Origin of the sequence: Streptomyces misionensis (assembly GCF_900104815.1) — a bacterium.
Classification (GTDB): Bacteria; Actinomycetota; Actinomycetes; order Streptomycetales; family Streptomycetaceae; genus Streptomyces; species Streptomyces misionensis.
The window spans coordinates 3,011,284-3,035,927 of record NZ_FNTD01000004.1; the positions used below are offsets into that span (position 1 = coordinate 3,011,284).

The window sequence follows — 24,644 nt, forward strand, 5'->3', positions numbered from 1 at the left end:
CCGGCTGTGTAACGAACACCCGCTTTCCGTCACACATGTCGCGGGTACGCGGGCGGGGCGTCACATGCGGTCGACAGGGGCTGACGGTCGGTCACGGTGCGTCGTTGTCCTGGCGCAGGCTTGGTGATCGCCAGCGCAGCGCCCGGCCCCCCGACGGCCGCCCCCCGGCCGCCGCCGTGGCGCGCGCAGGGAGGTGCAACTCATGACCGACCGCAGGCTCTGGTCCTACAAGGAGATCGCGGCGCACATCAAGGTGCAGCCGGACACCGTACGGTCGTACCGCAAGCACGGGCTGCTGCCGCCGCCCGACCACGTGGAGGGCGGCAAGCCCTACTGGTACGCCGACACGGTCCGCGCCTGGGTCGCCTCCCGGCCCGGGAGCAGGGGCCGCCGGGCCGACTAGGGACTAGGTGTGCTGTCCCGGGACGTTGGTGACACGCGTGCTGGGTGCTTGAACAGGTGAGGGCCTTCTGGGTTCGGTGTGGATTGCGACATCTACCGCCGACCGCCAGGAGGCCCTCGTGTCCCACCGTAACGCCCCGCTGACGCCGACTGGGAGGCTGCGTCTGGCCCGGTGTGTCGTGGACGACGGCTGGCCGCTGCGCCGGGCCGCGGAACGCTTCCAGGTCAGCCACACCACAGCCGCACGCTGGGCCAGCCGCTACCGGCAGCTGGGCGAGGCGGGCATGCACGACCGCTCCAGCCGCCCGCACCATCAACCCCGCCGCACCCCGGCTGCCGTCGAGGCACAGGTTCTGCGGCTGCGGCGCGAGCACCGGATCGGCCCGCTGCGACTCGCCGCCCGCACCGGCATCGCCGCATCCACCGTCCACCGCATCCTCGTCCGCCACGGCCTGCCTGCCCTGGCCGCCTGCGACCGGGCCACCGGCGAACCCGTCCGCCGCTACGAACGCGCCCGGCCCGGCGAACTCATCCACATCGACGTCAAGAAGCTCGGCCGCATCCCAGAAGGCGGCGGGCACCGCACCCAGGGCCGTGCCGAAGGCCGACGCAACCGCACCGGAGTCGGCTACGCCTACCTGCACACCGCCCTGGACGACCACACCCGCCTCGCCTACACCGAAGACCTGCCCGACGAGACCGCCACCACCTGCGCCGGCTTCCTACGACGAGCAACTGCCTGGTTCGCCCGGCAAGGCGTCATCGTCGAGCGGGTCCTGACCGACAACGCCTGGGCCTACACCAAGAACACCTGGCGCCAGACTTGCCGCGACCTGGGCATCAGCCCCCGCTGGACCAGGCCCTGGCGGCCCCAGACCAATGGCAAGGTCGAACGCTTCCACCGCACCCTGCTCGACGAATGGGCCTACATCCGGCCCTACACCTCAGACACCGAACGACAAGCGGCGTTCCCCGACTGGCTGGACTGGTACAACTACCACCGACCCCACACCGGCATCGGCGGCCACCCACCAGCCAGCCGCGTCACCAACCTGTCCGAACAGCACAACTAGGGCCTCTCGTTTGGATCTTGCCGGGCTCGCGGGGTCTGGCACCGCGCCTCGCGGCGTTGTCGTCGGTTGCCATGGCTCCGCCATGGCGCCCTCCTCCGCCTTGCGATGCACGGCACCAGACCCCGCTCCCTGATCCGGCCTGATCCAAACGAAAGACCCTGGCTACCGGCAGGCCCGTCACGCCCAGGGTTCGACGACCGTGACGCCGGCGCCCGGTGCGTCCGCCATCGCGGCGAGCGCCGCCGGGGCCGCGTCGAGACCGATGACGGAGGTCACCAGCAGGTCCGGGCGCAGGGCGCCGGAGCGGACCAGTTCCAGCATGCCGGGGTAGGTATGGGCGGCCATGCCGTGGCTGCCGAGGAGTTCCAGCTCCAGGGCGATGGCGCGGGCCATCGGCACGGCGGTGGTGCCGTCCGCCGAGGGCAGCAGGCCCACCTGCACGTGCCGGCCGCGGCGGCGCAGGGAGTTCACCGAGGCGGCGCAGGTGACGGGCGAGCCGAGGGCGTCCAGCGAGAGGTGGGCGCCGCCGCCGGTCAGCTCGCGGACCGCAGCCGCCGGGTCCGGCACCGTGCGCGCGTCCAGGCAGTGCGCGGCGCCGAACCGGCGCGCGAGTTCCAGGGCGCCGGGCGAGATGTCGACGGCGACCACCCGCGCCCCGGCCGCCGCCGCGATCATCACCGCGGACAGCCCGACCCCGCCGCAGCCGTGCACCGCGACCCACTGCCCGGCCGCGGCCCGCCCCTGCTGCACCACGGCACGGAAGGCGGTGGCGAAGCGGCAGCCGAGGCCCGCGGCGGTGGCGTACGCCATGCCGTCCGGGATCGCCACGAGGTTGACGTCGGCGTGGTCGAGGGCGACGTACTGGGCGAAGGAGCCCCAGTGGCTGAAACCGGGCTGGGTCTGCCGCTCGCACACCTGCTGGTCGCCCGCCGCGCAGGCCGCGCAGGTGCCGCAGGCGCAGACGAAGGGCACGGTGACCCGGTCGCCGGGCCGCCAGCCGGTCACCCGGGCGCCCACCGCCTCGACCACACCGGCGAGTTCGTGGCCGGGCACGTGCGGCAGCACGATGTCCGCGTCGTGGCCCATCCAGCCGTGCCAGTCGCTGCGGCACAGCCCGGTCGCCTCGACCCGCACCACGACCCCGTGCTCCGCGGGCGCCGGGTCGGGCACCTCCCGCACCTCGGCCGGCTTCCCGAACTCCTCGAACAGCACCGCTCTCATGCCTTCACCCTTTCACGCTGGCCGGCACCGCCCCCGGTCGGCCCGCGTCACGCGTACGGCGCACGAGGACGGCGGCGAACCGGGACATCTGCCTACAGTGCGGAGGAATCCCCCAGCCGATCCCCGTTCCGCCCAGCCCGAGGGGACGACCACGTGAGCCACCCGCCGCCGCCCGGCGCCCCCAGGGCCCGCATCCCCGGTCCGCAGCAGCCCCTGCCGCCGTTCCCCCGGATCGGCGCGGGACTGTGGCGGCGCTGCCTGGGCGCCGGGCTCGCGGTGTGGGCGGCGACCGCGTGCGTGACCTGGACGACCCGGAGCACCGCCCCGCTGCCCGCGCTGGTGCTGCTCGGCGGCTTCCTGGTGCCGGTGGCCTTCGTGCTCTGGGCGTACGAACGGCACGGCCGCGACCTAGGGGTCAGCGCGGCCCTCGGCTGCTTCCTGGCCGGCGGCGCGCTCGGCGTGCTCGGCGCCGCGCTCGCCGGCTCCGCCGTGCCGCACCCCTCCCCCGACTGGCTGCTGACCGTCGCCCTGGCCGAGGAGGCGGCCAAGCTGGGGGCGCTGGCGTTCACGCTGCGCCGGCAGCCCGGCATCCGCGGCACGCGGGCCGGGCTGGTGCTCGGCGCGGCCGTCGGCGTCGGGTTCGCCGCGGTGGAGAGCACCGGGTACGCCCTCGCCGCGGCGCTCGCCACCCCATGGGGCAGGCTGGAGCCGGAGCTGCTGCGCGGGCTGCTCGCACCCTTCGGACAGGGCCTGTGGACCGCGGTCACCGGCGGCGCGCTGCTGGCGCTGCGCCGCCCGGACGGACGTTTCCGGTACGCCCCGCCGGTCGTCGCCGCGTGCATGGGGGTCGCGCTGCTGCACGCCCTGGCGGACGCCCTGCGCGCCGTCTCGCCCTGGCTGGTCGTCCGGCTGACCGGCCGGGGCACGGAGCCCGGTCTGTTCGCGTCGGGGTACCCGCCCCAGCCGAGCGCCGCCCAGCAGCACCTGCTCACCCTGGTGTCCGCGGTCGGCCCGGCGCTCGTCACGCTGGTCGGGGCGGGCTGGGCGCTGTCACTCGTCCGCAGGAATCCCCCTTGGAAAAATACCCCCTAGGGGTATAGTCTGAAGAAGGTGGGGAACCCTCTGGACACCCGAGCCCCACACACCACCACGAGGAGCAACGACATGAGCGCCCAGACCGACACCCCGGCCTCCGTCACCACCGTCTACAAGGTGACCGGCATGAGCTGCGGCCACTGCGAGGGATCCGTCTCCGGCGAGATCTCCCAGATCCCCGGCGTCACCTCGGTGCGGGCCGTCGCGTCGAGCGGCGAGGTCACCGTCGTCTCCGAGGCCCCGCTGGACGACGAGGCCGTCCGCGCCGCCGTCGACGAGGCCGGCTTCGAGCTGGCCGGCAAGGCCTGAGCACCACCCGCACCACCTCCTACTTTCCCCGACCGGGCCGTACCGACCAGCTGATACTGGCTCCGTGCGGTCCGGTCCGATGTCTGGAGTCCGGACATGACCAGCACTACCGCGCAGACACCCATAGCCCCGGGTGACGCGCCCTCGGCGTCCGAGGTCGAACTGCTCATCGGCGGGATGACCTGCGCCTCCTGCGCCGCCCGGGTGGAGAAGAAGCTCAACCGGATGGAGGGCGTCAGCGCCACCGTCAACTTCGCCACCGAGAAGGCGAAGGTCAGCTACGGCGCGGGCGTCGAGGTCGCCGACCTGATCGCCACCGTCGTCAAGACGGGCTACACCGCCGAGGAGCCCGCGCCCCCGCGGGCCGAGCCCGAGGCGACGGCCGAGGAGACCCCCGGGCCCGACTCCGAACTGGGCGCCCTGCGTCAACGGCTGCTCGTCTCCGTGCTGCTGGCGGCCCCCGTCGTGCTGCTCGCGATGATCCCGGCCCTCCAGTTCGACAACTGGCAGTGGCTGTCCCTGACCCTCGCCTCGCCCGTCGTCGTCTGGGGCGGCGCCCCGTTCCACCGCGCCGCCTGGACCAACGCCCGGCACGGCGCGGCCACCATGGACACCCTGGTCTCGGTCGGCACCCTGGCCGCGTTCGGCTGGTCGCTGTGGGCGCTGTTCTTCGGCCACGCCGGGATGACCGGCATGCACGACGAGTTCCGCCTCACCGTCTCCCGGATGGACGGCGCGTCCACCATCTACCTGGAGGTCGCCTCCGGCGTCGTCGCGCTGATCCTGCTCGGCCGCTACCTGGAGGCCCGCTCCAAGCGGCGCGCGGGGGCGGCCCTGAAGGCGCTGCTGGAGCTGGGCGCCAAGGACGTGGCGGTGCTGCGGGAGGGCCGCGAGGTGCGCGTGCCCGTCTCCTCCCTGGCGGTCGGCGACCGGTTCGTCGTACGGCCCGGCGAGAAGATCGCCACCGACGGCACCGTGGTCGAGGGCGTCTCCGCGGTCGACGCCTCCATGCTGACCGGCGAGTCGGTGCCGGTGGACGTCGGCCCCGGCGACAAGGTCACCGGCGCCACGGTCAACGCGGGCGGCCGGCTCGTCGTGGCGGCCACCCGGGTCGGCGCCGACACCCAGCTCGCCCGGATGGCCAAGCTGGTGGAGGACGCGCAGAACGGCAAGGCCGAGGTGCAGCGGCTCGCCGACCGGGTCTCCGCCGTGTTCGTGCCCGTGGTCATCCTGATCGCGCTCGCCACCTTCGGCGTCTGGCTCGGCACCGGGGACGCGGTCTCCGCGTTCACCGCCGCCGTCGCCGTGCTGATCATCGCCTGCCCGTGCGCGCTGGGCCTCGCCACGCCGACCGCGCTGATGGTCGGCACCGGGCGCGGCGCCCAGCTCGGCATCCTGATCAAGGGCCCCGAGGTCCTGGAGTCCACCCGCCGCGTCGACACCGTCGTGCTGGACAAGACCGGCACCGTCACCACCGGCCGGATGACCCTCCAGGCGGTGTACACCGCGGACGGCGAGGACGAGAAGGAGCTGCTGCGCCTCGCGGGCGCCCTGGAGCACGCCTCCGAGCACCCGGTCGCCCGCGCCATCGCGGCGGGAGCCGAGGAACGCGCCGGCGCGCTGCCGGCGGTCGAGCACTTCGAGAACGTGCCCGGGCGAGGTGTGCGCGGGCGCGTGGACGGCCGCGAGGTGGCCGTGGGGCGCCTGTACGAGGACGTTCCCGAGGACCTGGCCCGCGCGGCGCGGGAGGCCGAGCGGGAGGGCCGTACGGCCGTCCTGGCGGGCTGGGACGGGCGGGCCCGCGGGGTCCTCGCGGTCGCCGACGCGATCAAGGAGACCAGCGCCGAGGCGATCCGCGAACTGCGCGCCCTCGGGCTCACGCCGGTACTGCTGACCGGGGACAACCGGACGGTCGCCGAGTCGGTCGCGAAGGCCGTCGGCATCGACGCGGAGCACGTGTACGCGGAGGTGCTGCCCGAGGACAAGGTGGACGTGGTCCGGCGGCTCCGGCGCGAGGGGCGCGCGGTGGCCATGGTGGGCGACGGCGTCAACGACGCGGCCGCCCTCGCCACCGCCGATCTGGGCCTCGCCATGGGCACCGGCACGGACGCGGCGATCGAGGCCGGCGACCTGACCCTGGTGCGGGGCGACCTGCGCACGGCGGCGGACGCGATCCGGCTCTCCCGGCGCACCCTGGCCACGATCAAGGGCAACCTGGTGTGGGCCTTCGGTTACAACGTGGCCGCGCTGCCGCTGGCCGCGGCGGGGCTGCTGAACCCGATGATCGCGGGCGCGGCGATGGCCTTCTCCTCGGTGTTCGTGGTGACCAACAGCCTGCGGCTGCGCCGCTTCCGCTGAAGTTGGGCCACAAGTCCCCCTAGAGACGGGCGCGAGCCTCACATAAGCTCTTCACAAGGCTCGCGCATCTTCCTTACGCAAGGGCTCCGTTCGCCATAACGGGGCTCTTGCGCATCAAAAGGACATATGCAAGAGACGCAGATCACAGTGATGTGAACGTAACCATCGAAGGGGTTCGAAGGTCTAAGTTGGCGATGTCGGATCGGCGTCTTGGGGGGCGCTGACCCGGCATCTGGGGATGTCTTGGGGGACTTCCCCGGAGATGCGTTGCCGGGGCACGTACACCGGGAAGCTTTGAGCGGCCCTCCCGGCGTGCGATGTCCCGGCAGACCGCACCGACAGCGATTCAGGCGCTGTCCTCTCGAGCGCCCGGCCCGGATCCCGTGGGGGGAATCCGCACCGGGACATGGGAAGGCGCCCTGGTCGCCGGCCCGTGGGGGGACCGGCGTCTCAGGGCGCCTTCTTCTTGTGCGCGTCGGGACCGGTGGCGTCAAGGCCGCCGGAACACTTCAGGGCCCGCCCTCGCGGGCAGGCCCTGGGAGCCGCTGCGCTCAGCGCTCCCCAACGGTGCGCGCGGCGCGGGCCGCCGAAAAGGGGGCACCGGATGCGGCGCCCCCACCGGCAGGTGTCAGCGCTCCTCGACCGGCACGAAGTCGCGCTCGACGACGCCCGTGTAGATCTGGCGCGGGCGGCCGATGCGGGAGCCCGGCTCCTTGATCATCTCGGTCCACTGGGCGATCCAGCCCGGCAGGCGGCCGAGGGCGAACAGGACCGTGAACATCTCGGTCGGGAAGCCCATGGCCCGGTAGATCAGACCGGTGTAGAAGTCGACGTTGGGGTACAGCTTGCGCTCGACGAAGTAGTCGTCGGAGAGCGCGTGCTCCTCCAGCTTGAGGGCGATGTCGAGCAGCTCGTCCGACTTGCCCAGCGCGGAGAGGACGTCGTGCGCGGCGGCCTTGATGATGCGGGCGCGCGGGTCGAAGTTCTTGTAGACCCGGTGGCCGAAGCCCATCAGGCGGACGCCGTCCTCCTTGTTCTTCACCTTGCGGATGAAGGTGTCGACGTCGGAGCCCGAGTCGCGGATGCCCTCGAGCATCTCCAGCACGGACTGGTTGGCGCCGCCGTGCAGCGGGCCCCACAGCGCGTTGATGCCGGCCGAGATCGACGCGAACATGTTGGCCTGCGAGGAGCCGACCAGGCGGACCGTGGAGGTCGAGCAGTTCTGCTCGTGGTCGGCGTGCAGGATCAGCAGCTTGTCCAGCGCGGAGACGACGACCGGGTCCAGCTCGTACTCGTCGGCCGGCACCGAGAAGGTCATGCGCAGGAAGTTCTCGACGTAGCCGAGGTCGTTGCGCGGGTAGACGAACGGGTGACCGATCGACTTCTTGTACGCGTACGCCGCGATGGTCGGCAGCTTGGCGAGCAGCCGGATCGTGGAGAGGTTGCGCTGCTTCTCGTCGAACGGGTTGTGGCTGTCCTGGTAGAAGGTGGACAGCGCCGACACGACCGAGGACAGCATGGCCATCGGGTGGGCGTCGCGCGGGAAGCCCTTGTAGAAGTTCTTGACGTCCTCGTGCAGCAGCGTGTGCCGCGTGATGTCGTCCTTGAACGTCGTCAGCTCGTCAACGGTGGGCAGCTCGCCGTTGATCAGCAGGTACGCCACCTCCAGGAAGGTGGAGCGCTCTGCCAGCTGCTCGATGGGGTAGCCGCGGTAGCGGAGGATGCCCGCCTCGCCGTCGAGGTAGGTGACCGCGGATTTATAGGCGGCGGTGTTGCCGTACCCGCTGTCCAGGGTCACCAGCCCGGTCTGGGCGCGCAGCTTCCCGATGTCGAAGCCCTTGTCGCCGACGGTGCTGTCGACCACCGGGTAGGTGTACTCGCCGTCGCCGTACCGCAGTACTACAGAGTTGTCGCTCACGTCTTCCCTCACCGACGTAGTGCCTCATCTTCGAGGTGCCCTGACTGTCTCTACCATCCCCCATTTGGCTCAGGAGAGTGCACTCGGGGTCGACCATTGGGCCTATTGGCGGCACTCAGTGCCGCCAACCTGCTCATCCTGCCCCCTCGGAGAGGCATCTGGAAGTGCTCTGTGACCTTCACGACTCATTTGATCGATCATTTTTCGCGATGAGCCGGAAGTCCAGTGCCGTACACCGCCGTCCGGCCGACACCGTGCGCACCGCCTGGCCGATCGCCCGGCGCGAACCGACCAGCACGACCAGCCGTTTGGCCCGGGTGACGGCGGTGTAGAGCAGGTTCCGCTGGAGCATCATCCATGCTCCCGTGGTGACGGGAATCACCACGGCGGGATATTCACTTCCCTGCGAGCGATGGATGGTCACCGCGTACGCGTGCGCCAGTTCGTCCAGTTCGTCGTATTCGTACGGGACCTCCTCGTCCTCGTCCGTCAGCACCGTCAGGCGCTGGTCGACCGGATCGAGCGCGGTGACGACGCCCACGGTGCCGTTGAACACACCGTTCTTCCCTTTTTCGTAATTGTTCCTGATCTGGGTCACCTTGTCGCCGACCCGGAAGACCCGCCCGCCGAACCGCTTCTCGGGCACGTCGGGCCGCCCCGGCGTGATGGCCTGCTGGAGCAGCCCGTTGAGGGTGCCGGCCCCGGCGGGCCCCCGGTGCATCGGCGCGAGCACCTGCACGTCGCGGCGCGGATCGAGCCCGAACCGCGCCGGGATGCGCCGCGCCGCCACGTCCACGGTGAGCCGTCCGGCCTCCTCCGTGTCGTCCTCCACGAAGAGGAAGAAGTCCTTCAGCCCGTCGGTGAGCGGAGGCCGCCCGGCGTTGATCCGGTGCGCGTTGGTGACCACACCGGACTGCTGGGCCTGCCGGAAGACCCGGGTGAGCCGGACGGCGGGGACGGGGCTGCCGTCGGCGAGCATGTCCCGCAGCACCTCGCCGGCACCGACGCTGGGCAGCTGGTCGACGTCCCCGACGAAGAGCAGGTGCGCGCCGGGCGGCACGGCCTTGACGAGCTTGTTGGCGAGCAGCAGGTCCAGCATGGACGCCTCGTCCACGACGACGAGGTCCGCGTCGAGCGGCCGGTCCCGGTCGTACGCCGCGTCTCCCCCGGGCTTCAGCTCCAGCAGCCGGTGCACGGTGGACGCCTCCGCCCCGGTCAGCTCGGCCAGCCGCTTGGCGGCCCGCCCGGTCGGCGCGGCGAGCAGCACCTTGGCCCGCTTGGCCCGGGCCAGCTCCACGATCGAGCGCACGGTGAAGGACTTGCCGCAGCCGGGGCCGCCGGTGAGCACGGCGACCTTCCTGGTGAGCGCCAGCCGGACCGCCGCCTCCTGCTCGGGCGCGAGGTCCGCGCCGGTACGGGTCCGCAGCCAGCCGAGGGCCTTCGCCCAGTCCACGTCCTGGAAGCCGGGCATGCGGTCCTGGTCGGTGCGCAGGAGGCGCAGCAGCTGGGCGGAGAGGGAGATCTCGGCGCGGTGGAAGGGCACGAGGTAGACGGCGGTGACGGGCTCGGTGCCGTCGGGGCCGGGCACCTTCTCGCGCACCACCCCGGGGTCGGTGCCGTCCTCCGGCTCCCGGGCCAGCTCGGCGAGGCATTCGATGACGAGCCCGGTGTCGACCTGGAGCAGCTTGACCGCGTCGGCGATCAGCCGCTCCTCGGGCAGGAAGCAGTTGCCCTGGTCGGCGGATTGCGAGAGGGCGTACTGGAGACCGGCCTTGACGCGCTCCGGGCTGTCGTGGGGGATGCCGACGGACTGGGCGATCTTGTCGGCGGTGAGGAACCCGATGCCCCAGACGTCGGCGGCGAGCCGGTAGGGGTTCTTCTTGACGACGTCGATCGAGTCGTCGCCGTACTTCTTGTAGATCCGCACGGCGATGGAGGTGGACACCTCGACGGTCTGGAGGAAGAGCATGACCTCCTTGATCGCCTTCTGCTCCTCCCAGGCGTCGGCGATCTTCCTGGTCCGCTTGGGCCCGAGCCCCGGCACCTCGATCAGCCGCTCGGGCTCCTCCTCGATGATGCGCAGGGTGTCCAGGCCGAAGTGCCGGGTGATCCGGTCGGCGAAGACGGGACCGATCCCCTTGACGAGCCCGGAGCCCAGGTAGCGCCGCATGCCCTGGACGGTGGCGGGCAGCAGGGTCGAGTAGTTCTCGACCAGGAACTGCTTGCCGTACTGCGGGTGCGTGCCCCAGCGCCCCTCCATCCGCAGGGACTCCCCCACCTGGGCGCCGAGCAACGCGCCGACGACGGTGAGCAGTTCCGCGCCGCCTCTTCCGGTGTCCACCCGGGCGACGGTGTACCCGCTCTCCTCGTTGGCGTACGTGATCCGCTCCAGCACACCTTCGAGCACGGCCGTCCGCCGCTCACCGGCCTGGGTCCCCGCCTGTCGAACCATGGTCCGACGGTACCGGTGGGGGGTGACAGCGGATGAAGGGTGTGGATCAGGGGCGCCGGGCCGCGAGCCGGGCCGGCTCCTCCAGGGGCGGCCCGCCGGGGGCGAGGGCGTCGAGGCCCGCGCGGGCCTCGTCCACCATGGCCGGCGGGACGCGGTCTTCCAGCGCGAGCACGGCGCGGTACCCGGCGGCGGCCTCTTCGTTCTCCGCGAGGCGGGCAAGGGCGTGGGCCAGGTTGAGGTGGACCTCGGCGCCGGGCGTGTGGAACCCGCGGGCGTCGAACTGCCCGCGGATCGGACGCAGGGCGCGGACCGCGTCCGCCCAGTGGCCTTGTCCGAGATGCACGAAGCCCACCTGGTAGTTGGCGGTCAGGATGTTGGTGTCGCGTACGTTCGACGGGATGCGCTCGTGGTTGCGGGGGTCGGCGAGGGCGTCCATGACCTCCCGGTGGGTCTCGACGGCCTCCCGCGCGCGGCCTGCCTTCTCCAGCAGGTTGATGCCGGCGATGGCCGCGTGGAGGTGGCCCCTGATGTCGTCGGCCCGGGCGAACAGTTCCTTGGCCCGCAGCAGGTTGGCGGTCGCGGGCGCGTCGTCGCCGGCCAGGTTCTGGAGCCAGCCGAGGTAGAAGTGCGCCCAGCCCTGCTGGGCGACGTCCCCGCCGGCCGTGGCGAGGCGCAGCGCGTGTGCGGCGGAGGCGGCGGCCTCGTCGTGGCGGCCGCCCACCCAGTGGGCCCAGGCGAGGTGGTTGCGGTGGGTGGCCTCCAGTCCGGCGTCGCCCAGGGCCGCCGCGGACTGTGCGGCGCTCTGGAAGACCTCGGCCCAGTGGCCCCAGGAGACCCACAGGTCGGAGAACCAGTTCATGGCCTGGGCGACCTCCGTGACCCTGGCGTGCGCGCCGCGCGCGGCGGCCTCGCGGAAGGCAGCCAGCCAGTTGTCGCTCTCCGCCTTGAGCCAACGCAGTGCCTGCTCCCGGTCGTCGAGGGCGACCAGGCGGCCGGGGTCCGGCTGCGGCGCGCCGTGGTCCGGCTCGTACCAGCGGCCGGCCAGGACCGCGGTGTCCAGCAGCCAGGAGCGCAGGCGGGCACCGGCCTCGGCCGATCCCTCCTCGCCCTCCTCCGCGCGGAGCCGGGAGCGCGCGTACAGCCGCAGCAGGTCGTGGAAGCGGTAGCGGTCCCCCGGCGAGGTCATCAGCAGTCCGGCGTCGAGCAGGTCGTCCAGCAGGTCCTCCGCGTACGGCAGCGACGTGCCCGCGAGGACGGCCGCCGACGGCGCGCTGAAATCGGGTCCCGGCACCTGGGCCAGCAGCCGGAACATCCGGGCGGCCGCGGGAGCGAGACGTGAATAGGAAAGCGAGAAGGCCGAGTTCACCCGCAGGTCGCCGGCGCTGAGCGAGTCCAGTCGACGATCCTCGTCGGCGAGCCGGCCGGCCAGCCGCCGCAGGCTCCAGTTCGTCCGGGTGGCCGCCCAGTTGCCCGCCACCCGCAACGCCAGCGGAAGGTGCCCGCACAGCTCGCTCACCGAACGCACGGCGTCCGGTTCGGCGTCCACACGCCCGTCACTGACGATGGCCCGCAGCAAGGCGGTCGACTCGTCCTCGCTCAGCGCGCCCAGCGGCAACCGGAGCACCCCTTCCAGGCCGGCCAGGGTGGACCGGCTGGTCATCACCACCAGCACACCGCCCGCCCGCGGCAGCAGCGGCCTGACCTGGGCCTCGTCGGCCGCGTTGTCCAGGATCACGAGCGCACGCAGCCGGGCCGCCCTGGCGTGGTAGCGCGCCAGCCGCTCCTCTGCACCCAGCTGGGCCACCTCGACGTCCCACGCCCCCAGCAGGCGCAGCACCGCCTCCTGCGCCGAGAGCGGTTGTTCCTCCAACCCCCGCATGTCGAGCAGGAATTCACCGTCGGGGAACGAGGGTGCGAACTCCTCGGCCAGCCGGAGCGCGAGGGTCGTCTTCCCGCTGCCCGGCGGACCGGACACCACCGCCACCGGCGGCACGTCCCTGTCCGGGCCCCGCCCCTCGGCGGCCCGCTGCGCCAGGGCGCGCAGCGCGGACAGTTCCGCGTGCCGTCCGACGAAGTCCCGTACTCCCCTGGGCAGTGGGCAGGGGGAGGCGCCGACCCGGGCGGAGCCGTCGCTCACCGGACGGCCCGCGCGGGCGACGGCCAGCAGTTCGGCACGTGCCGCCTCGTCCAGGCCGAGACCCTGGGCGAGCGCGGTGAGCGTCCCGCGCTGGGGGCGCTGGCTCCGGCCCCGTTCCACGTCGCTGATCGTGCGCACCGAAACGCCGGACGCCTCGGCCAGCTCCTCGATCGTCAGACCAAGGCCCTGCCGCGCCTCCCGCACCTTCCGGCCGGCCGGCGATCGGCCACCGGCTCCCACCGCCTCACCCATGGTGTGTTCCCGTTGCTCCACGATCTCGACGGTGGTGCTCCACCCAATACAAAGAGTGAAGCTTCCACCGAAGCATCCCACATCGCACCGAATGCCGGATCCGGCCTCGCGCCACGAACAGCGACCCCTCCACGCTGCCCGCCGCCACCGTGGCGGTCCATCACTTTCCCGCCAGGTCACGATTGGGTTTCGGCCACCCTCACCCCCTTGTCACCACTCATGTAATCGATTCCAATCGTTTCTCGCGTCTCGATGTAATCGATTCCAAGCGTCACGAGTTCACAAGGAGGTGGGCCGGAGTGGCGAGCATCAAGGATGTCGCCGCCGCGGCGGGCGTGTCCGTCGCGACGGTCTCGCGGGTGCTGAACGCGCATCCGTCGGTCAGCGCGGACGCCCGCGGCCGCGTGCTGGCCGCCGTCGAGGCGCTCGGGTACCGGCCGAACGCCGTCGCCCGTTCGCTGCGCACCGACCAGACGCACACCCTCGGCCTCGTCATCAGCGACGTGCTGAACCCGTACTTCACCGAGCTGGCCCGCTCCGTGGAGGAAGAGGCCCGGGCGCTCGGGTACAGCGTGATCATCGGGAACGCCGACGAGCGGCCCGACCTCCAGGACCACCACGTGCGCACTCTGCTGGACCGGCGGATCGACGGGCTGCTGGTGTCCCCGACCGACGGCGGTTCGCCGCTGATGCTGGACGCGGCGCGGGCCGGCACCCCCATGGTCTTCGTGGACCGCTGGATCCCCGGCGTCGACGTCCCCGTCGTACGCGCCGACGGACGGGCCGCCGTGCAGGACCTCGTGGCCCACCTGTACCGGCTGGGCCACCGGCGGGTCGCGATCATCGCGGGACCGGCGGCCACCACGACCGGCAGCGAGCGGGTCGAGGCGTTCCGGTCCGCGCTGGCCGAGTACGGGCTGTCGCTCCCCGACGTCCACATCGGCCAGGGCGACTTCCAGGCGGCCAGCGGGCGCCGGGTCACCGAGGGCTTCCTCGACCTGCCCGAGCCGCCGGACGCCGTCTTCGCGGCCGACAACCTGATGGCGCTCGGTGCCCTCGACGCCGTCCGCGCCCGCGGGCTGCGGGTGCCGGACGACATCGCGCTCGCCGCGTTCGACGACATCCCGTGGTTCGTGCACACCGATCCTCCGGTCACCGCGATCGCCCAGCCCACGGGCGAACTGGGCCGGGCCGCCGTACGGGCCCTGGTGGACCGGATCGAGGGGCGGCCGGCCGCGTCCGTCACCCTCGCCGCCCGGCTCGTCGTACGCCGCTCCTGCGGTGAGACGCCGGAGAAGGCCCGCATCATCCCCACCCCGCCCCTCCCCCCAGTGCAAAGGAGCACGCCGTGAGCAACCCGGACGAGTTGCTGCGCATCGAGGGCATACGCAAGACCTTTCCCGGCGTGGTCGCGCTCGACGGTGTCGACTTCGACCTGCGCCGTGGCGAGGTGCATGTGCTGCTCGGTGAGAACGGCGCCGGCAAGAGCACGCTGATCAAGATGCTCTCCGGTGCCTATACGCCCGACTCCGGGCGGATCCTCGTGGGCGGTGAGGAGGTGCGCATCCATGGTGCGCAGGACTCCGAGCGGCTCGGGATCGCCACCATCTACCAGGAGTTCAACCTGGTCCCGGACCTGACGGTCGCCGAGAACATCTTCCTCGGCCGCCAGCCGCGCCGGTTCGGGATGATCGACCGCGGGCGCATGGAGGCCGACGCCGCCAAGCTGCTCGAACGGGTCGGCGTGCGGGTCTCGCCGCGTGCCCGGGTACGCGAACTCGGCATCGCCCGGCTCCAGATGGTGGAGATCGCCAAGGCGCTGAGCCTGAACGCGCGGGTGCTGATCATGGACGAGCCGACCGCCGTGCTGACCTCGGAGGAGGTCGAGAAGCTGTTCGCCATCGTGCGGCAGCTGCGCGCGGACGGGGTGGGCATCGTGTTCATCACCCACCACCTCGACGAGATCGCCGCCCTCGGCGACCGCGTCACCGTCATCCGGGACGGGAAGAGCGTCGGGCAGGTGCCCGCCTCCACCCCGGAGGACGAGCTGGTGCGGCTCATGGTCGGACGCTCCATCGAGCAGCAGTACCCGCGCCGACGCCCCGAGAAGGGCGCCGCGTTGCTCAGTGTCGAGGGGCTCACCCGCGACGGTGTCTTCCACGACGTGAGCTTCGAGGTGCACGCCGGTGAGGTCGTCGGCATCGCCGGGCTCGTGGGCGCCGGGCGGACCGAGGTCGTGCGGGCCGTGTTCGGCGCGGACCCGTACGACGACGGCACCGTGAAGGTCGGCGGCAACGCGCTGCGGCGCTTCGACGTGAACGCCGCGATGGCGGCCGGGATCGGGTTGGTGCCCGAGGACCGCAAGGGGCAGGGGCTCGTCCTCGACGCCTCGGTCGAGGAGAACCTGGGGCTGGTGACCATGCGCTCGGCGTCCCGGGCGGGGCTGGTCGACCGCAAGGCGCAGCACGTGGCGGCCGAACGGATCGCCGCGCAGCTGGGCGTGCGGATGGCCGGGCTCGGCCAGCACGTGCGCACGTTGTCCGGCGGCAACCAGCAGAAGGTCGTCATCGGCAAGTGGCTGCTGGCCGACACCAAGGTGCTGATCCTCGACGAGCCGACGCGCGGCATCGACGTCGGCGCCAAGGTCGAGATCTACCAGCTGATCAACGAGCTGACCGCGGCCGGCGCCGCCGTGCTGATGATCTCCAGCGATCTGCCCGAGGTGCTCGGCATGAGCGACCGGGTGCTGGTGATGGCCCAGGGCCGGATCGCCGGAGAACTCGCGGCCGACGAGGCCACCCAGGACGCCGTGATGGCGCTCGCCGTATCCACCCCCACCGCTGAGAAGGAGGCCACCCGTGGCCGCTGACACGCTCAAGAGCACGACGGGCGCGAGTGGCGCCCCGGGCGGCCTGCGCCGGCTGCTGCTCGACAACGGCGCGCTGACCGCGCTGATCGTCCTGGTCATCGCCCTGTCGGCGCTGTCCGGCGACTTCCTGACGACGGACAACCTGCTGAACATCGGCGTCCAGGCGGCCGTGACGGCCATCCTGGCCTTCGGTGTCACCTTCGTGATCGTCGCGGCGGGCATCGACCTGTCCGTGGGCTCGGTGGCCGCGCTGTCGGCGACCGTGCTGGCCTGGAGCGCCACCCAGCACGGGGTGCCGGTCGCGCTGGCCGTCGTCCTCGCGGTCGCCACGGGTGTGGCGGCCGGTCTGGTGAACGGCTTCCTGATCGCCTACGGCAAGCTGCCGCCGTTCATCGCGACGCTGGCGATGCTGTCGGTGGGCCGCGGTCTGGCGCTGGTGATCTCCGGCGGTGTGCCGATCCCGTTCCCGGACTCGGTCTCGCACCTCGGTGACACCCTGGGCGACTGGCTGCCGGTGCCGGTGCTGGTCATGATCGTGATGGGGCTGCTGGCCGCGTTCGTGCTCGGCCGTACCTACATCGGCCGCTCGATGTACGCGATCGGCGGCAACGAGGAGGCCGCGCGCCTGTCGGGCCTGCGGGTGAAGAAGCAGAAGCTCGCGATCTACGCGCTGTCCGGTGTGTTCGCCGCGGTGGCCGGCATCGTGCTGGCCTCCCGGCTGTCCTCCGCGCAGCCGCAGGCCGCCGACGGCTACGAGCTGGACGCGATCGCCGCGGTCGTGATCGGCGGTGCCTCGCTCGCGGGCGGCACCGGCAAGGCGTCGGGCACCCTGGTCGGCGCGCTGATCCTCGCGGTGCTGCGCAACGGCCTCAACCTGCTCAACGTCTCGGCGTTCTGGCAGCAGGTCGTGATCGGTGTGGTCATCGCGCTGGCGGTGCTGCTCGACACGGTGCGCCGCAAGGCGGGCGCCACCCCGGTGACCAGCGGTGGCGGCGGCAACAAGGGCAAGCAGGCGGCGACGTACGGGCTCGCGGCCGTGGTGACGGTGGCGATCGTCGGCGCGACCTCGTTCCTGCACAACGGCTCCTCGTCCTCGGACAAGCCGAAGATGGGTCTGTCGCTGTCCACCCTCAACAACCCGTTCTTCGTGCAGATCCGCTCCGGCGCGCAGGCCGAGGCGAAGAGGCTGGGCGTGGACCTGACGGTGACCGACGCGCAGAACGACGCCTCGCAGCAGGCCAACCAGCTCCAGAACTTCACCAGTTCGCACCTGGGCGCGATCATCGTGAACCCGGTGGACTCGGACGCGGCCAGCAACTCGGTCAAGGCCGCCGACAAGGCGGACATCCCGGTCATCGCGGTCGACCGCGGCGTCAACAAGGCGGATGTGAACGCCCTGGTGGCCTCGGACAACATCGCCGGTGGTGAGCAGGCGGCCAAGACGATCGCCGAGAAGCTGGGCGGCAAGGGCAAGATCGTGATCCTCCAGGGGCAGGCGGGCACCTCGGCGGCGCGGGAGCGCGCGCAGGGCTTCGCCAACGGCCTCAAGGCCTACCCGGGCATCAAGGTGGTGGCTCAGCAGCCGGCCGACTTCGACCGCACCAAGGGCCTCGACGTGATGTCCAACCTGCTCCAGGCCCACCCGGACGTGCAGGGCGTGATCGCCGCCAACGACGAGATGGCGCTCGGCGCGATCAAGGCCCTGGGGTCCAAGGCCGGTACGTCGGTGCCGGTGGTCGGCTTCGACGGCACCCCCGACGGCCTGAAGGCGGTCAAGGCGGGCACGCTCTACGCCTCCGTCGCCCAGCAGCCGACCCAGCTCGGCCGGATCGCCGTGGACAACGCGCTCAAGGCGACCCAGGGCAAGAAGGTGGAGCAGATGGTGAAGGTGCCGGTGAAGGTGGTCACGAAGGACAACGTGGCCGGCTTCAGCGGCTGACGGAAGAAGACGCGGAAGACTCGGGCGGGCGGTCGTACACCACAGGTGGCGGCCGTCCGCCCCGGTTCATCTCTCATGGGAGTCAAGTCATGTACGACTACGACCTGTTGGTCGTGGGCTCGGCCAACGCCGACCTGGTGATCGGTGTCGAACGGCGGCCGGGTGCCGGTGAGACGGTGCTCGGCTCGGACCTGTCCGTGCACCCCGGCGGCAAGGGTGCCAACCAGGCGGTGGCCGCCGCCCGGCTCGGGGCCCGCACGGCCCTGCTGGCCCGGGTGGGCGACGACGGCCACGGCCGGCTGCTGCTCGACTCCCTGCGCTCGGCCGGGGTGGACCCGGCGGGCGTGCTGGCCGGCGGGGCGCCCACCGGTGTCGCGCTGATCACCGTCGACCCGTCCGGCGACAACAGCATCGTGGTGTCGCCGGGTGCCAACGCCCGTCTCACCCCGGCGGACGTGCGGGCGGCCGAGGGGCTGCTGCGCGCCTCCCGCGTGGTCTCCACCCAGCTGGAGATCCCGCTGGAGACGGTCGAGGAGGTGGTGCGCGGCCTGCCGTCCGGGACCCGGTTCGTGCTGAACCCGTCCCCGCCGCGCCCGCTGCCCGCGGAGGTGCTGGCGGCCTGCGACCCGCTGATCGTCAACGAGCACGAGGCGCGGGTGCTCCTGGGCGGGGCCGGGGCGGGCGAGGAGCCCGAGGACTGGGCCCGCGGGCTGCTGGCCCTGGGCCCGCGCTCGGTGGTGGTGACGCTCGGCGCCGAGGGCGCGCTGGTGCACGACGGCTCGGGCGCGACCCGGGTGGCGTCGGTGAAGGTCGACGCGGTGGACACCACGGGCGCCGGCGACGCGTTCACGGCCGCGCTGGCGTGGCGGCTGGGCACGGGCGCGAGCCTCGCGGAGGCGGCCGGGTACGCGGCGCGCGTCGGCGCGGCGGCCGTGACGAAGCCGGGGGCGCAGGAGTCGTACCCGACGGCCGAGGAGGTCCGGGCGCTGTGAAGAAGGCGGGCATCCTCAATCGTCATCTGGCCGGTGCGCTGGCCGAGTTGGGGCACACCGACGGGGTGCTGGTGTGCGACGCGGGCATGCCGGTCCCGGACGGTCCGCGCGTGGTGGACCTGGCCTTCCGGGCCGGGGTGCCGTCCTTCGCGGAGGTCCTGGACGGCCTGCTGGACGAGCTGGTGATCGAGGGGGCGACGGCGGCGCGGGAGCTGCGCGGGGCCCATCGGGAGCTGCTGGAGCGGCGGCTGCCCGGCCTGGCCTACGTGCCCCACGAGCGGCTCAAGGAGCTGTCGGCGGGGGCCCGGCTGATCGTCCGCACCGGCGAGGCCAGTCCGTACGCCAATGTGCTGCTGCGGTGCGGGGTGTTCTTCTGAGCGGCGGGAATTCACCCGTCTCCTGACAGCCGGGCCGCCCGCGCCTCCAGGTGGCGCCGTTCGGCGAGGCTCGCGGTGGCCTTCGCCGCGCGCCGGTAGTGCTCGTGGGCCCCCGCCGTGTCGCCGGTCCTCTCCAGCAGGTGCGCCCGGACCGACAGCAGCCGGTGGTGGCGGGCCGTGCGGGGGTCGCCGTCCAGGGTGGCGAGGAGGGCGAGCCCGGCCTCGGGCCCCGCGGTCTCCGCGAGGGCGACGGCCCGGTTGAGGGTGACCATGGGATTGGGCGCGATCCGCTCCAGGATCAGGTAGAGGGCGTACACCTGGGCCCAGTTGGTCTCCTCGGCCTTGGGCGCGTCGGCGTGGGTGGCGGCGATGGCGGCCTGGAGGGCGTAGGGACCGAGGGAGGGCCCGGCCAGCGCCGTCTCGACCAGTGCGGTGCCCTCCTCGATCAGTGCGCGGTCCCAGGCCGTGCGGTCCTGCTCCGCGAGCGGGACCAGGTCGCCCGAGGGGGTGGTACGGGCCGTGCGGCGGGCGTCGGTCAGCAGCATCAGGGCGAGCAGCCCGGTGACCTCGCCGTCCTCGGGGAGCCGGGCGTGCACGGCCCGGGCGAGCCGGATGGCCTCGTGCGCGAGGTCGGGACGGTCGAGGCGGCTGCCCGAGGTGGCGGTGTAGCCCTCGTTGAAGATCAGGTAGAGCACGTGCAGGACGACCGGCAGCCGCTCCCGCGGTTCCGGTCCGTCCGGCGCGGCGAAGGTGCCGCCCGCCGCCCTGATCCGCTGCTTGGCCCGGCTGATCCGGGCCGCCGTCGTGGCCTCCGGCACCAGGAAGGCGCCGGCGATCTCGGCCGTGGTCAGGCCGCCCACGGCCCGCAGGGTCAGCGCGGTCTGGGAGGCCGGGGTCAGCGCCGGGTGGCAGCACAGGAACAGCAGGAGCAGGGTGTCGTCGGTGTCCGGCACCTCTCCGGGGGCGACCTCGGCGGCGGTCGCGGCCTCCCGCTCCCGGCGGGCGATGTCGCTGCGCGCCTGGTCGGCCAGCCGGCGGGAGGCGACCGTGGTCAGCCAGCCGCGCGGGTTGCCGGGCACGCCCTCGGCCGGCCACTGCGTGGTGGCGGCGAGGACGGCCTCCTGCACGGCGTCCTCGCAGTCCTCGAACCGGCCGTGCCGGCGGACGAGCGCGCCGAGGACCCGCGGCGCGAGGTCGCGCAGCAGGTCCTCGGTGCCCGGTGCCGGGCCGGGAGCGCTCACGCCTCCAGCCGTCCGCACTCGAACATCACCTGGCGCACCTCGACCCCCAGGCCCTCGATCGCGGCGTCCGGGATCATCGCGGCCAGTTCGACCGCCCGGTCCCGGTCCTCGCAGTCGACCAGGTAGTAGCCGCCCAGGTGCTCCTTGGCCTCCAGGAAGGGCCCGTCGGTGACGACCGTCCGGCCGCCGCGCACGGTGACGACGGCGGACTGGGACGGGTCGGCCAGCGCCTGCGTGGTGACCAGCTCGCCGGACTCCTTCAGCGCCTCGATGAACTTCCCGTGGCCCTCCTGGACCGCCGCCTTCTCCTCGGCGGTCAGCGCGTCCAGCACGGCGGGGTTGATGTGCAGGGCGATCAGGAACTGCATGTCGTACTCCTCATGGTTCGCGGGCCCCTGCCGGGCCCTTCACCCTGTGGTCGGAGCCGCGTCGGACTTCTTGACATCGTCCGGCACGGGTTCCGGGAAGTTCCTCAGCCGGGCGCCCCTGCTCTCCGCGATCCGCTTGGTCTCCTTCAGCGACTCGGCGAGGCGGCGGACCAGGTAGTGCAACTCCTCACCGGTCAGTTTCCGCCCCGGCCCGGCGAGGAGTTCGGCGGTGTGCTCCAGCAGACCACCGGCCATCCCGAGTTGTACCTGCTCGACCTGGTCGGCGACCCGCGAGACGTACCCGGTGCCGTCGCCGAGGAGGTAGCAGGGCTTCCCCTCCGAACCGGTCCAGGGAAGCAGACGTTCGTTCACGCGTAGGTCTCCACGAGGTCGAGGTAGGGGCGGACGAGCGGGCTGTCCTCGCCGCGGAGGGGGGCTTCGCCCCGCCGGTACGCCGCGGGGCCGCCGACGTACGGGCACGAGTACGACGGGTGCGCCGGCCCGCGCCGCCGGCGTCCGCGGGCGGGCAGGAGGAGCCTCAGCAAGGGCTCGACCAGCCGGGTCAGGAGTTGGGTCATGCCGACCTGCTTTCTCGTCTCGGGTGACTGCGGTGTGTGGTGAACCGGTCACAGAGTGGGGCGGCGGTGGCTAGGCTTTCCAGAGGTGGGGGGTTGACATTGCCCACGTCAGCAAGGGAGTTGGCCGGATGAGCGTTGACCGCAGGCCACGGACGCCGCGCGAGAAGTACGGGGAGGAGCTGAGGCTGCGACGGATCGCGGCCGGGCTCACGCAGGAGCAACTGAGCGAGATCATCGTGTGCTCGCCCACGCTGATCAGCCACTACGAATCGGGCAGGCGGCTGCCCAAGCCCGACGACGCACGCCGGATCGATCTGGCGCTCGGGACGGACGGGTTCTTCGAGCGGTGGTTGGAAGACCTGGAGTCGAAATACAACGACTACTTCGCGGCTGTGGCGGAGCTTGAGCAACAGGCCACGACGATCAAGCAGTTCGGGCTGGCGCTGGTTCCTGGCGTCCTGCAGACCGAGGGCTACGCAACCGCTGTGTTCCGCGCCTACTGGCCGAACTACACGACCGAGGAACTTGAAGAATTCCTCGTCAACCGAATGAAACGCCGACGCATGTTCGAGGGCCCCGAGCAGCCGGTCGTCTGGACACTGCTCGACGAGTCGGTGCTGCGGCACCGCGTCGGCGGCCCAGAGGTCATGGCCGAACAACTCCACAAGATCGCCGACATGGCCGAGGCGGGGCGGCTGCGGCTCCATGTGCTTCCGCACCGTGTCGGAGCACACGCGCTCCTACAGAGCCCGCTCGTGCTGATGAGCTTCAAGGACTCCGCACCGGTGGCCTACGTGGAAGGCTTCCGCACAGGCCACTTGATGGATGATCCGTCGCTGGTGAGGGCAAGTCGGACCGCCTACGCTCTGGCCCTGAGCGACGCGTTGTCGCAGCAGGAGTCACATGCCCTCGTCAGAGCGGCAGCGGAGGAGCACGTACATGGCGCGCAATGAACACACTGTCCCCGACGCATCCACTCTCACCGGCTGGTTCAAGTCCAGCTACAGCGGTGGCACCAATGACGACTGCGTGGAGATCGCCTCCGGCCACACCACCGTCCCCGTCCGCGACAGCAAGAACCGCACCGGCCCGGCACTGCTCATCCCCTTCGACGGCTGGACTTCCTTCGTCGGCGCGGTCAAAGACGGACACTTCAAGAGCTGACAGCGGAAGGGCACGCCATGCCGAGCAATGACCCCACCCTCCCCAACGCATCCACCCTCACCGGGTGGTTCAAGTCCAGCTACAGCGGTGGCACCAACGACAACTGCGTGGAGATCGCCTCCGGCCACACCACCGTCCCCGTCCGCGACAGCAAGAACGCCACCGGCCCGGCGCTGCTCTTCTCCTCCGACGGCTGGACCGCCTTCATCGGTGCCGTGAAGGACGGGAGCCTCACCTGACCCTGGTGACGAGCCCCCTCACGTCCCGGCGGCCTCCCGGCGGAACGCCGTCGGGGTGGTTCCCGTGCGCTGGCGGAAGAACTTGGTGAAGTCACTGGGGTCGGTGAAGCCCAGCCGGGCGGCGATGGCGGTGGCGGGCAGCCGGCTGTGGGCCAGTTCCCGTTTGGCCTCCAGCACCACCCGCTCGTCGATGTACCGCTTCGCCGACATCCCGGTGGCCGCCGTCGTGGCCCGGGTGAGCGTGCGCGGGCTGTAGCCGAGGGCCGCCGCGTAGTCCTCCACCCGGCGCGTGACCGCGAAGTCCCGCTCGACGGCCGCGTGAAAGCGCCGGAACGCCTGATTGGAGACCGGCGCGTCCGGGGCCGCGCCCCGCGCCTTGGCCAGCCGCAGCAGCAGCACCGCCAGCAGATGCCGCAGCGCCTGCACGTGGGACTCCAGCGGCAGCTCCGTCATCGCCTCGTACTCGTACCGCAGGTGGTCGAGCGCCCGGCGCAGCCCCTCCGCGTCCGCGCCCGCCGGGCGCACGGGACCCGGCGCGTACGGCGGCCGGGCGAAGGCCGCGGCGACGGTGGCCGCGTCCGGGAAGCCCGCCGGGAAGGCGACCACCACTCCGTCGGAGACCGGCAGGTCCCGCCCCCAGCGCTGCACCTGCCCGGGCCGGATCCACAGCCAGGAACCCGCGTCGAGGGTGTACGTGGTGAAGTCCACGGACACCGTGAGGCTCCCGGAGCGCACCGCGACGAGCTGGTGGAAGGCGGGGCGCAGGGGCGCGTACGGCTCGTTGCCGTGGTTGCGGGCGCGCCGGTCCAGCTCGGCGAGGTTGACCAGTTCGAGGCCCGGCGGGGAGCCGGCGGTGCGGCGGAACGCCAGGTCCCGGATCACCGGCCGAGGTTCCGGCTGCCCGGAAGACTGTCCGTTTTTTCCCATGGCTAGTCCCGAGCCTACCGCCGGTGGCCCCGGTCCCGCTCCTAGCGTGGAGACATCGGTGCAGGTCACAGGCGTGCACAAGGCACGCGACAACGGTAAGGGAGCCCTCGTATGAGACTGGTCGTAGGGATGACCGGGGCCACCGGGGCCGCCCTCGGCGTACGGCTCCTGGAGAACCTCGCGGAGCTTCCCGAGGTGGAGACCCATCTCGTGCTCAGCCGGTGGGCCCGCACCACGATCGAGCTGGAGACCGGACGGACGGCCCGCGAGGTCGCCGGGCTGGCGGACGTCGTGCACAACCCCGACGACCAGGGCGCGACGATCTCCTCGGGGTCCTTCAGGACCGACGGCATGGTGATCGTCCCCTGCTCCATGAAGACGCTCGCCGGGATCCGCGCCGGTTACGCGGACGGCCTGGTCGGCCGCGCGGCGGACGTCGTCCTCAAGGAGCGCCGCAAGCTCGTCCTCGTCCCCCGCGAGACGCCGCTGAGCGAGATCCACCTGGAGAACATGCTGGCGCTGGCCCGCATGGGCGTGCAGATGGTGCCGCCGATGCCCGCCTTCTACAACCACCCGGCGTCCGTCGACGACATCGTGGACCACATCGTCGCCCGCGTCCTCGACCAGTTCGAGCTGCCCGCCCCCGCCGCCAAGCGGTGGGAGGGCATGCGCGCCGCGCGGGACCTCAGGTCCGCCTCCTGACGCCCGCCCCGCGGCACCCCTCCCCCGCACC

At 72.2% G+C, this 24,644-nt stretch carries 23 protein-coding genes; 14 read left to right on the forward strand and 9 right to left on the reverse strand.

Annotated features, from left to right (window positions below):
- Window positions 1-202: 202 nt before the first annotated feature.
- Window positions 203-403, forward strand: a complete 201-nt coding sequence (locus BLW85_RS15335) for a helix-turn-helix transcriptional regulator (protein ID WP_070027450.1) — start codon at window positions 203-205, stop codon at window positions 401-403.
- Window positions 404-521: 118 nt separating this feature from the next.
- Window positions 522-1,475, forward strand: coding sequence for an IS481 family transposase (locus tag BLW85_RS15340; RefSeq protein ID WP_107409124.1), 954 nt, complete (start codon window positions 522-524; stop codon window positions 1,473-1,475).
- Window positions 1,476-1,652: 177 nt separating this feature from the next.
- Here BLW85_RS15340 and BLW85_RS15345 read toward each other — a convergent pair whose 3' ends face one another.
- On the reverse strand, window positions 1,653-2,696 hold the full coding sequence (locus tag BLW85_RS15345; RefSeq protein ID WP_070027449.1) for a zinc-dependent alcohol dehydrogenase family protein: 1,044 nt from the start codon (window positions 2,694-2,696) through the stop codon (window positions 1,653-1,655).
- Between the two features lie 153 nt (window positions 2,697-2,849).
- Between BLW85_RS15345 and BLW85_RS15350 the strand changes: the two genes are divergently transcribed.
- The 3 genes from BLW85_RS15350 to BLW85_RS15360 all read left to right on the forward strand — a co-directional run bounded on the left by BLW85_RS15350 (window position 2,850) and on the right by BLW85_RS15360 (window position 6,458).
- A complete protein-coding gene (locus BLW85_RS15350) occupies window positions 2,850-3,788 on the forward strand; it encodes a PrsW family glutamic-type intramembrane protease (protein ID WP_074992340.1) in 939 nt (312 codons plus the stop codon).
- 72 nt (window positions 3,789-3,860) lie between these two features.
- On the forward strand, window positions 3,861-4,100 hold the full coding sequence (locus BLW85_RS15355) for a heavy-metal-associated domain-containing protein (RefSeq protein WP_070027447.1): 240 nt from the start codon (window positions 3,861-3,863) through the stop codon (window positions 4,098-4,100).
- Window positions 4,101-4,196: 96 nt separating this feature from the next.
- Entirely contained in the window at window positions 4,197-6,458 is a 2,262-nt protein-coding gene (locus BLW85_RS15360; RefSeq protein ID WP_074992341.1) for a heavy metal translocating P-type ATPase, read from the forward strand.
- Window positions 6,459-7,086: 628 nt separating this feature from the next.
- On the opposite strand, the gene BLW85_RS15365 is transcribed toward BLW85_RS15360, so the two are convergent.
- From BLW85_RS15365 to BLW85_RS15375, 3 genes are all read right to left on the reverse strand, one after another.
- Window positions 7,087-8,376: a citrate synthase gene (locus tag BLW85_RS15365; protein WP_070027445.1), complete on the reverse strand. Its 1,290-nt coding sequence runs from the start codon at window positions 8,374-8,376 to the stop codon at window positions 7,087-7,089.
- A gap of 178 nt (window positions 8,377-8,554) precedes the next feature.
- Window positions 8,555-10,828 carry an SF1B family DNA helicase RecD2 gene (gene recD2 / locus BLW85_RS15370; protein ID WP_070027444.1) on the reverse strand — a complete coding sequence of 758 codons (2,274 nt, stop codon included), beginning with the start codon at window positions 10,826-10,828 and terminating at the stop codon, window positions 8,555-8,557.
- 46 nt (window positions 10,829-10,874) lie between these two features.
- A complete protein-coding gene (locus tag BLW85_RS15375; protein WP_143060444.1) occupies window positions 10,875-13,238 on the reverse strand; it encodes a helix-turn-helix domain-containing protein in 2,364 nt (787 codons plus the stop codon).
- A 278-nt stretch (window positions 13,239-13,516) separates the two neighbouring features.
- Between BLW85_RS15375 and BLW85_RS15380 the strand changes: the two genes are divergently transcribed.
- The 5 genes from BLW85_RS15380 (at window position 13,517) to rbsD (ending at window position 19,394) form a co-directional block, all read left to right on the forward strand.
- Entirely contained in the window at window positions 13,517-14,569 is a 1,053-nt protein-coding gene (locus BLW85_RS15380; RefSeq protein WP_074992343.1) for a LacI family DNA-binding transcriptional regulator, read from the forward strand.
- Entirely contained in the window at window positions 14,566-16,086 is a 1,521-nt protein-coding gene (locus BLW85_RS15385; RefSeq protein ID WP_070027441.1) for a sugar ABC transporter ATP-binding protein, read from the forward strand. Before BLW85_RS15380 ends, BLW85_RS15385 begins: the two co-directional genes overlap by 4 nt.
- Window positions 16,076-18,025, forward strand: a complete 1,950-nt coding sequence (locus BLW85_RS15390; protein WP_070027440.1) for an ABC transporter permease/substrate-binding protein — start codon at window positions 16,076-16,078, stop codon at window positions 18,023-18,025. The genes BLW85_RS15385 and BLW85_RS15390 overlap by 11 nt, the downstream gene beginning before the upstream one ends.
- An 89-nt stretch (window positions 18,026-18,114) precedes the next feature.
- Window positions 18,115-19,017 (forward strand): ribokinase, encoded by a 903-nt coding sequence (locus BLW85_RS15395; protein WP_074992344.1) that lies wholly within the window; start codon window positions 18,115-18,117, stop codon window positions 19,015-19,017.
- Window positions 19,014-19,394, forward strand: a complete 381-nt coding sequence (rbsD, locus tag BLW85_RS15400; RefSeq protein WP_070027438.1) for a D-ribose pyranase — start codon at window positions 19,014-19,016, stop codon at window positions 19,392-19,394. Before BLW85_RS15395 ends, rbsD begins: the two co-directional genes overlap by 4 nt.
- Window positions 19,395-19,405: 11 nt before the next feature.
- On the opposite strand, the gene BLW85_RS15405 is transcribed toward rbsD, so the two are convergent.
- The 4 genes from BLW85_RS15405 to BLW85_RS15420 are packed head-to-tail and all read right to left on the reverse strand — an operon-like array spanning window position 19,406 to window position 21,581.
- A complete protein-coding gene (locus tag BLW85_RS15405; protein WP_074992345.1) occupies window positions 19,406-20,635 on the reverse strand; it encodes an RNA polymerase sigma factor in 1,230 nt (409 codons plus the stop codon).
- Window positions 20,632-21,003 (reverse strand): YciI family protein, encoded by a 372-nt coding sequence (locus BLW85_RS15410; RefSeq protein WP_070027436.1) that lies wholly within the window; start codon window positions 21,001-21,003, stop codon window positions 20,632-20,634. The genes BLW85_RS15405 and BLW85_RS15410 overlap by 4 nt, the downstream gene beginning before the upstream one ends.
- A 39-nt stretch (window positions 21,004-21,042) precedes the next feature.
- Window positions 21,043-21,375 (reverse strand): hypothetical protein, encoded by a 333-nt coding sequence (locus BLW85_RS15415; RefSeq protein ID WP_074992346.1) that lies wholly within the window; start codon window positions 21,373-21,375, stop codon window positions 21,043-21,045.
- Window positions 21,372-21,581 carry a hypothetical protein gene (locus BLW85_RS15420; RefSeq protein WP_074992347.1) on the reverse strand — a complete coding sequence of 70 codons (210 nt, stop codon included), beginning with the start codon at window positions 21,579-21,581 and terminating at the stop codon, window positions 21,372-21,374. Before BLW85_RS15420 ends, BLW85_RS15415 begins: the two co-directional genes overlap by 4 nt.
- Window positions 21,582-21,709: 128 nt before the next feature.
- Here BLW85_RS15420 and BLW85_RS15425 point away from each other — a divergent pair, with 128 nt between their 5' ends.
- From BLW85_RS15425 to BLW85_RS15435, 3 genes are read left to right on the forward strand one after another with little or no spacing between them, the layout of a single operon-like run.
- Window positions 21,710-22,534 carry a helix-turn-helix domain-containing protein gene (locus tag BLW85_RS15425; RefSeq protein ID WP_074992348.1) on the forward strand — a complete coding sequence of 275 codons (825 nt, stop codon included), beginning with the start codon at window positions 21,710-21,712 and terminating at the stop codon, window positions 22,532-22,534.
- Window positions 22,521-22,745, forward strand: coding sequence for a DUF397 domain-containing protein (locus tag BLW85_RS15430; RefSeq protein ID WP_074992349.1), 225 nt, complete (start codon window positions 22,521-22,523; stop codon window positions 22,743-22,745). Before BLW85_RS15425 ends, BLW85_RS15430 begins: the two co-directional genes overlap by 14 nt.
- 17 nt (window positions 22,746-22,762) lie before the next feature.
- The gene (locus tag BLW85_RS15435) at window positions 22,763-22,984 is read left to right on the forward strand and encodes a DUF397 domain-containing protein (protein ID WP_074992350.1); all 222 of its coding nucleotides are present in this window, start codon (window positions 22,763-22,765) and stop codon (window positions 22,982-22,984) included.
- 18 nt (window positions 22,985-23,002) lie between these two features.
- On the opposite strand, the gene BLW85_RS15440 is transcribed toward BLW85_RS15435, so the two are convergent.
- Window positions 23,003-23,866 (reverse strand): AraC family transcriptional regulator, encoded by an 864-nt coding sequence (locus BLW85_RS15440; protein ID WP_074992351.1) that lies wholly within the window; start codon window positions 23,864-23,866, stop codon window positions 23,003-23,005.
- A gap of 156 nt (window positions 23,867-24,022) precedes the next feature.
- Between BLW85_RS15440 and BLW85_RS15445 the strand changes: the two genes are divergently transcribed.
- The gene (locus BLW85_RS15445; protein WP_070027430.1) at window positions 24,023-24,613 is read left to right on the forward strand and encodes a non-oxidative hydroxyarylic acid decarboxylases subunit B; all 591 of its coding nucleotides are present in this window, start codon (window positions 24,023-24,025) and stop codon (window positions 24,611-24,613) included.
- Window positions 24,614-24,644: the final 31 nt, after the last annotated feature.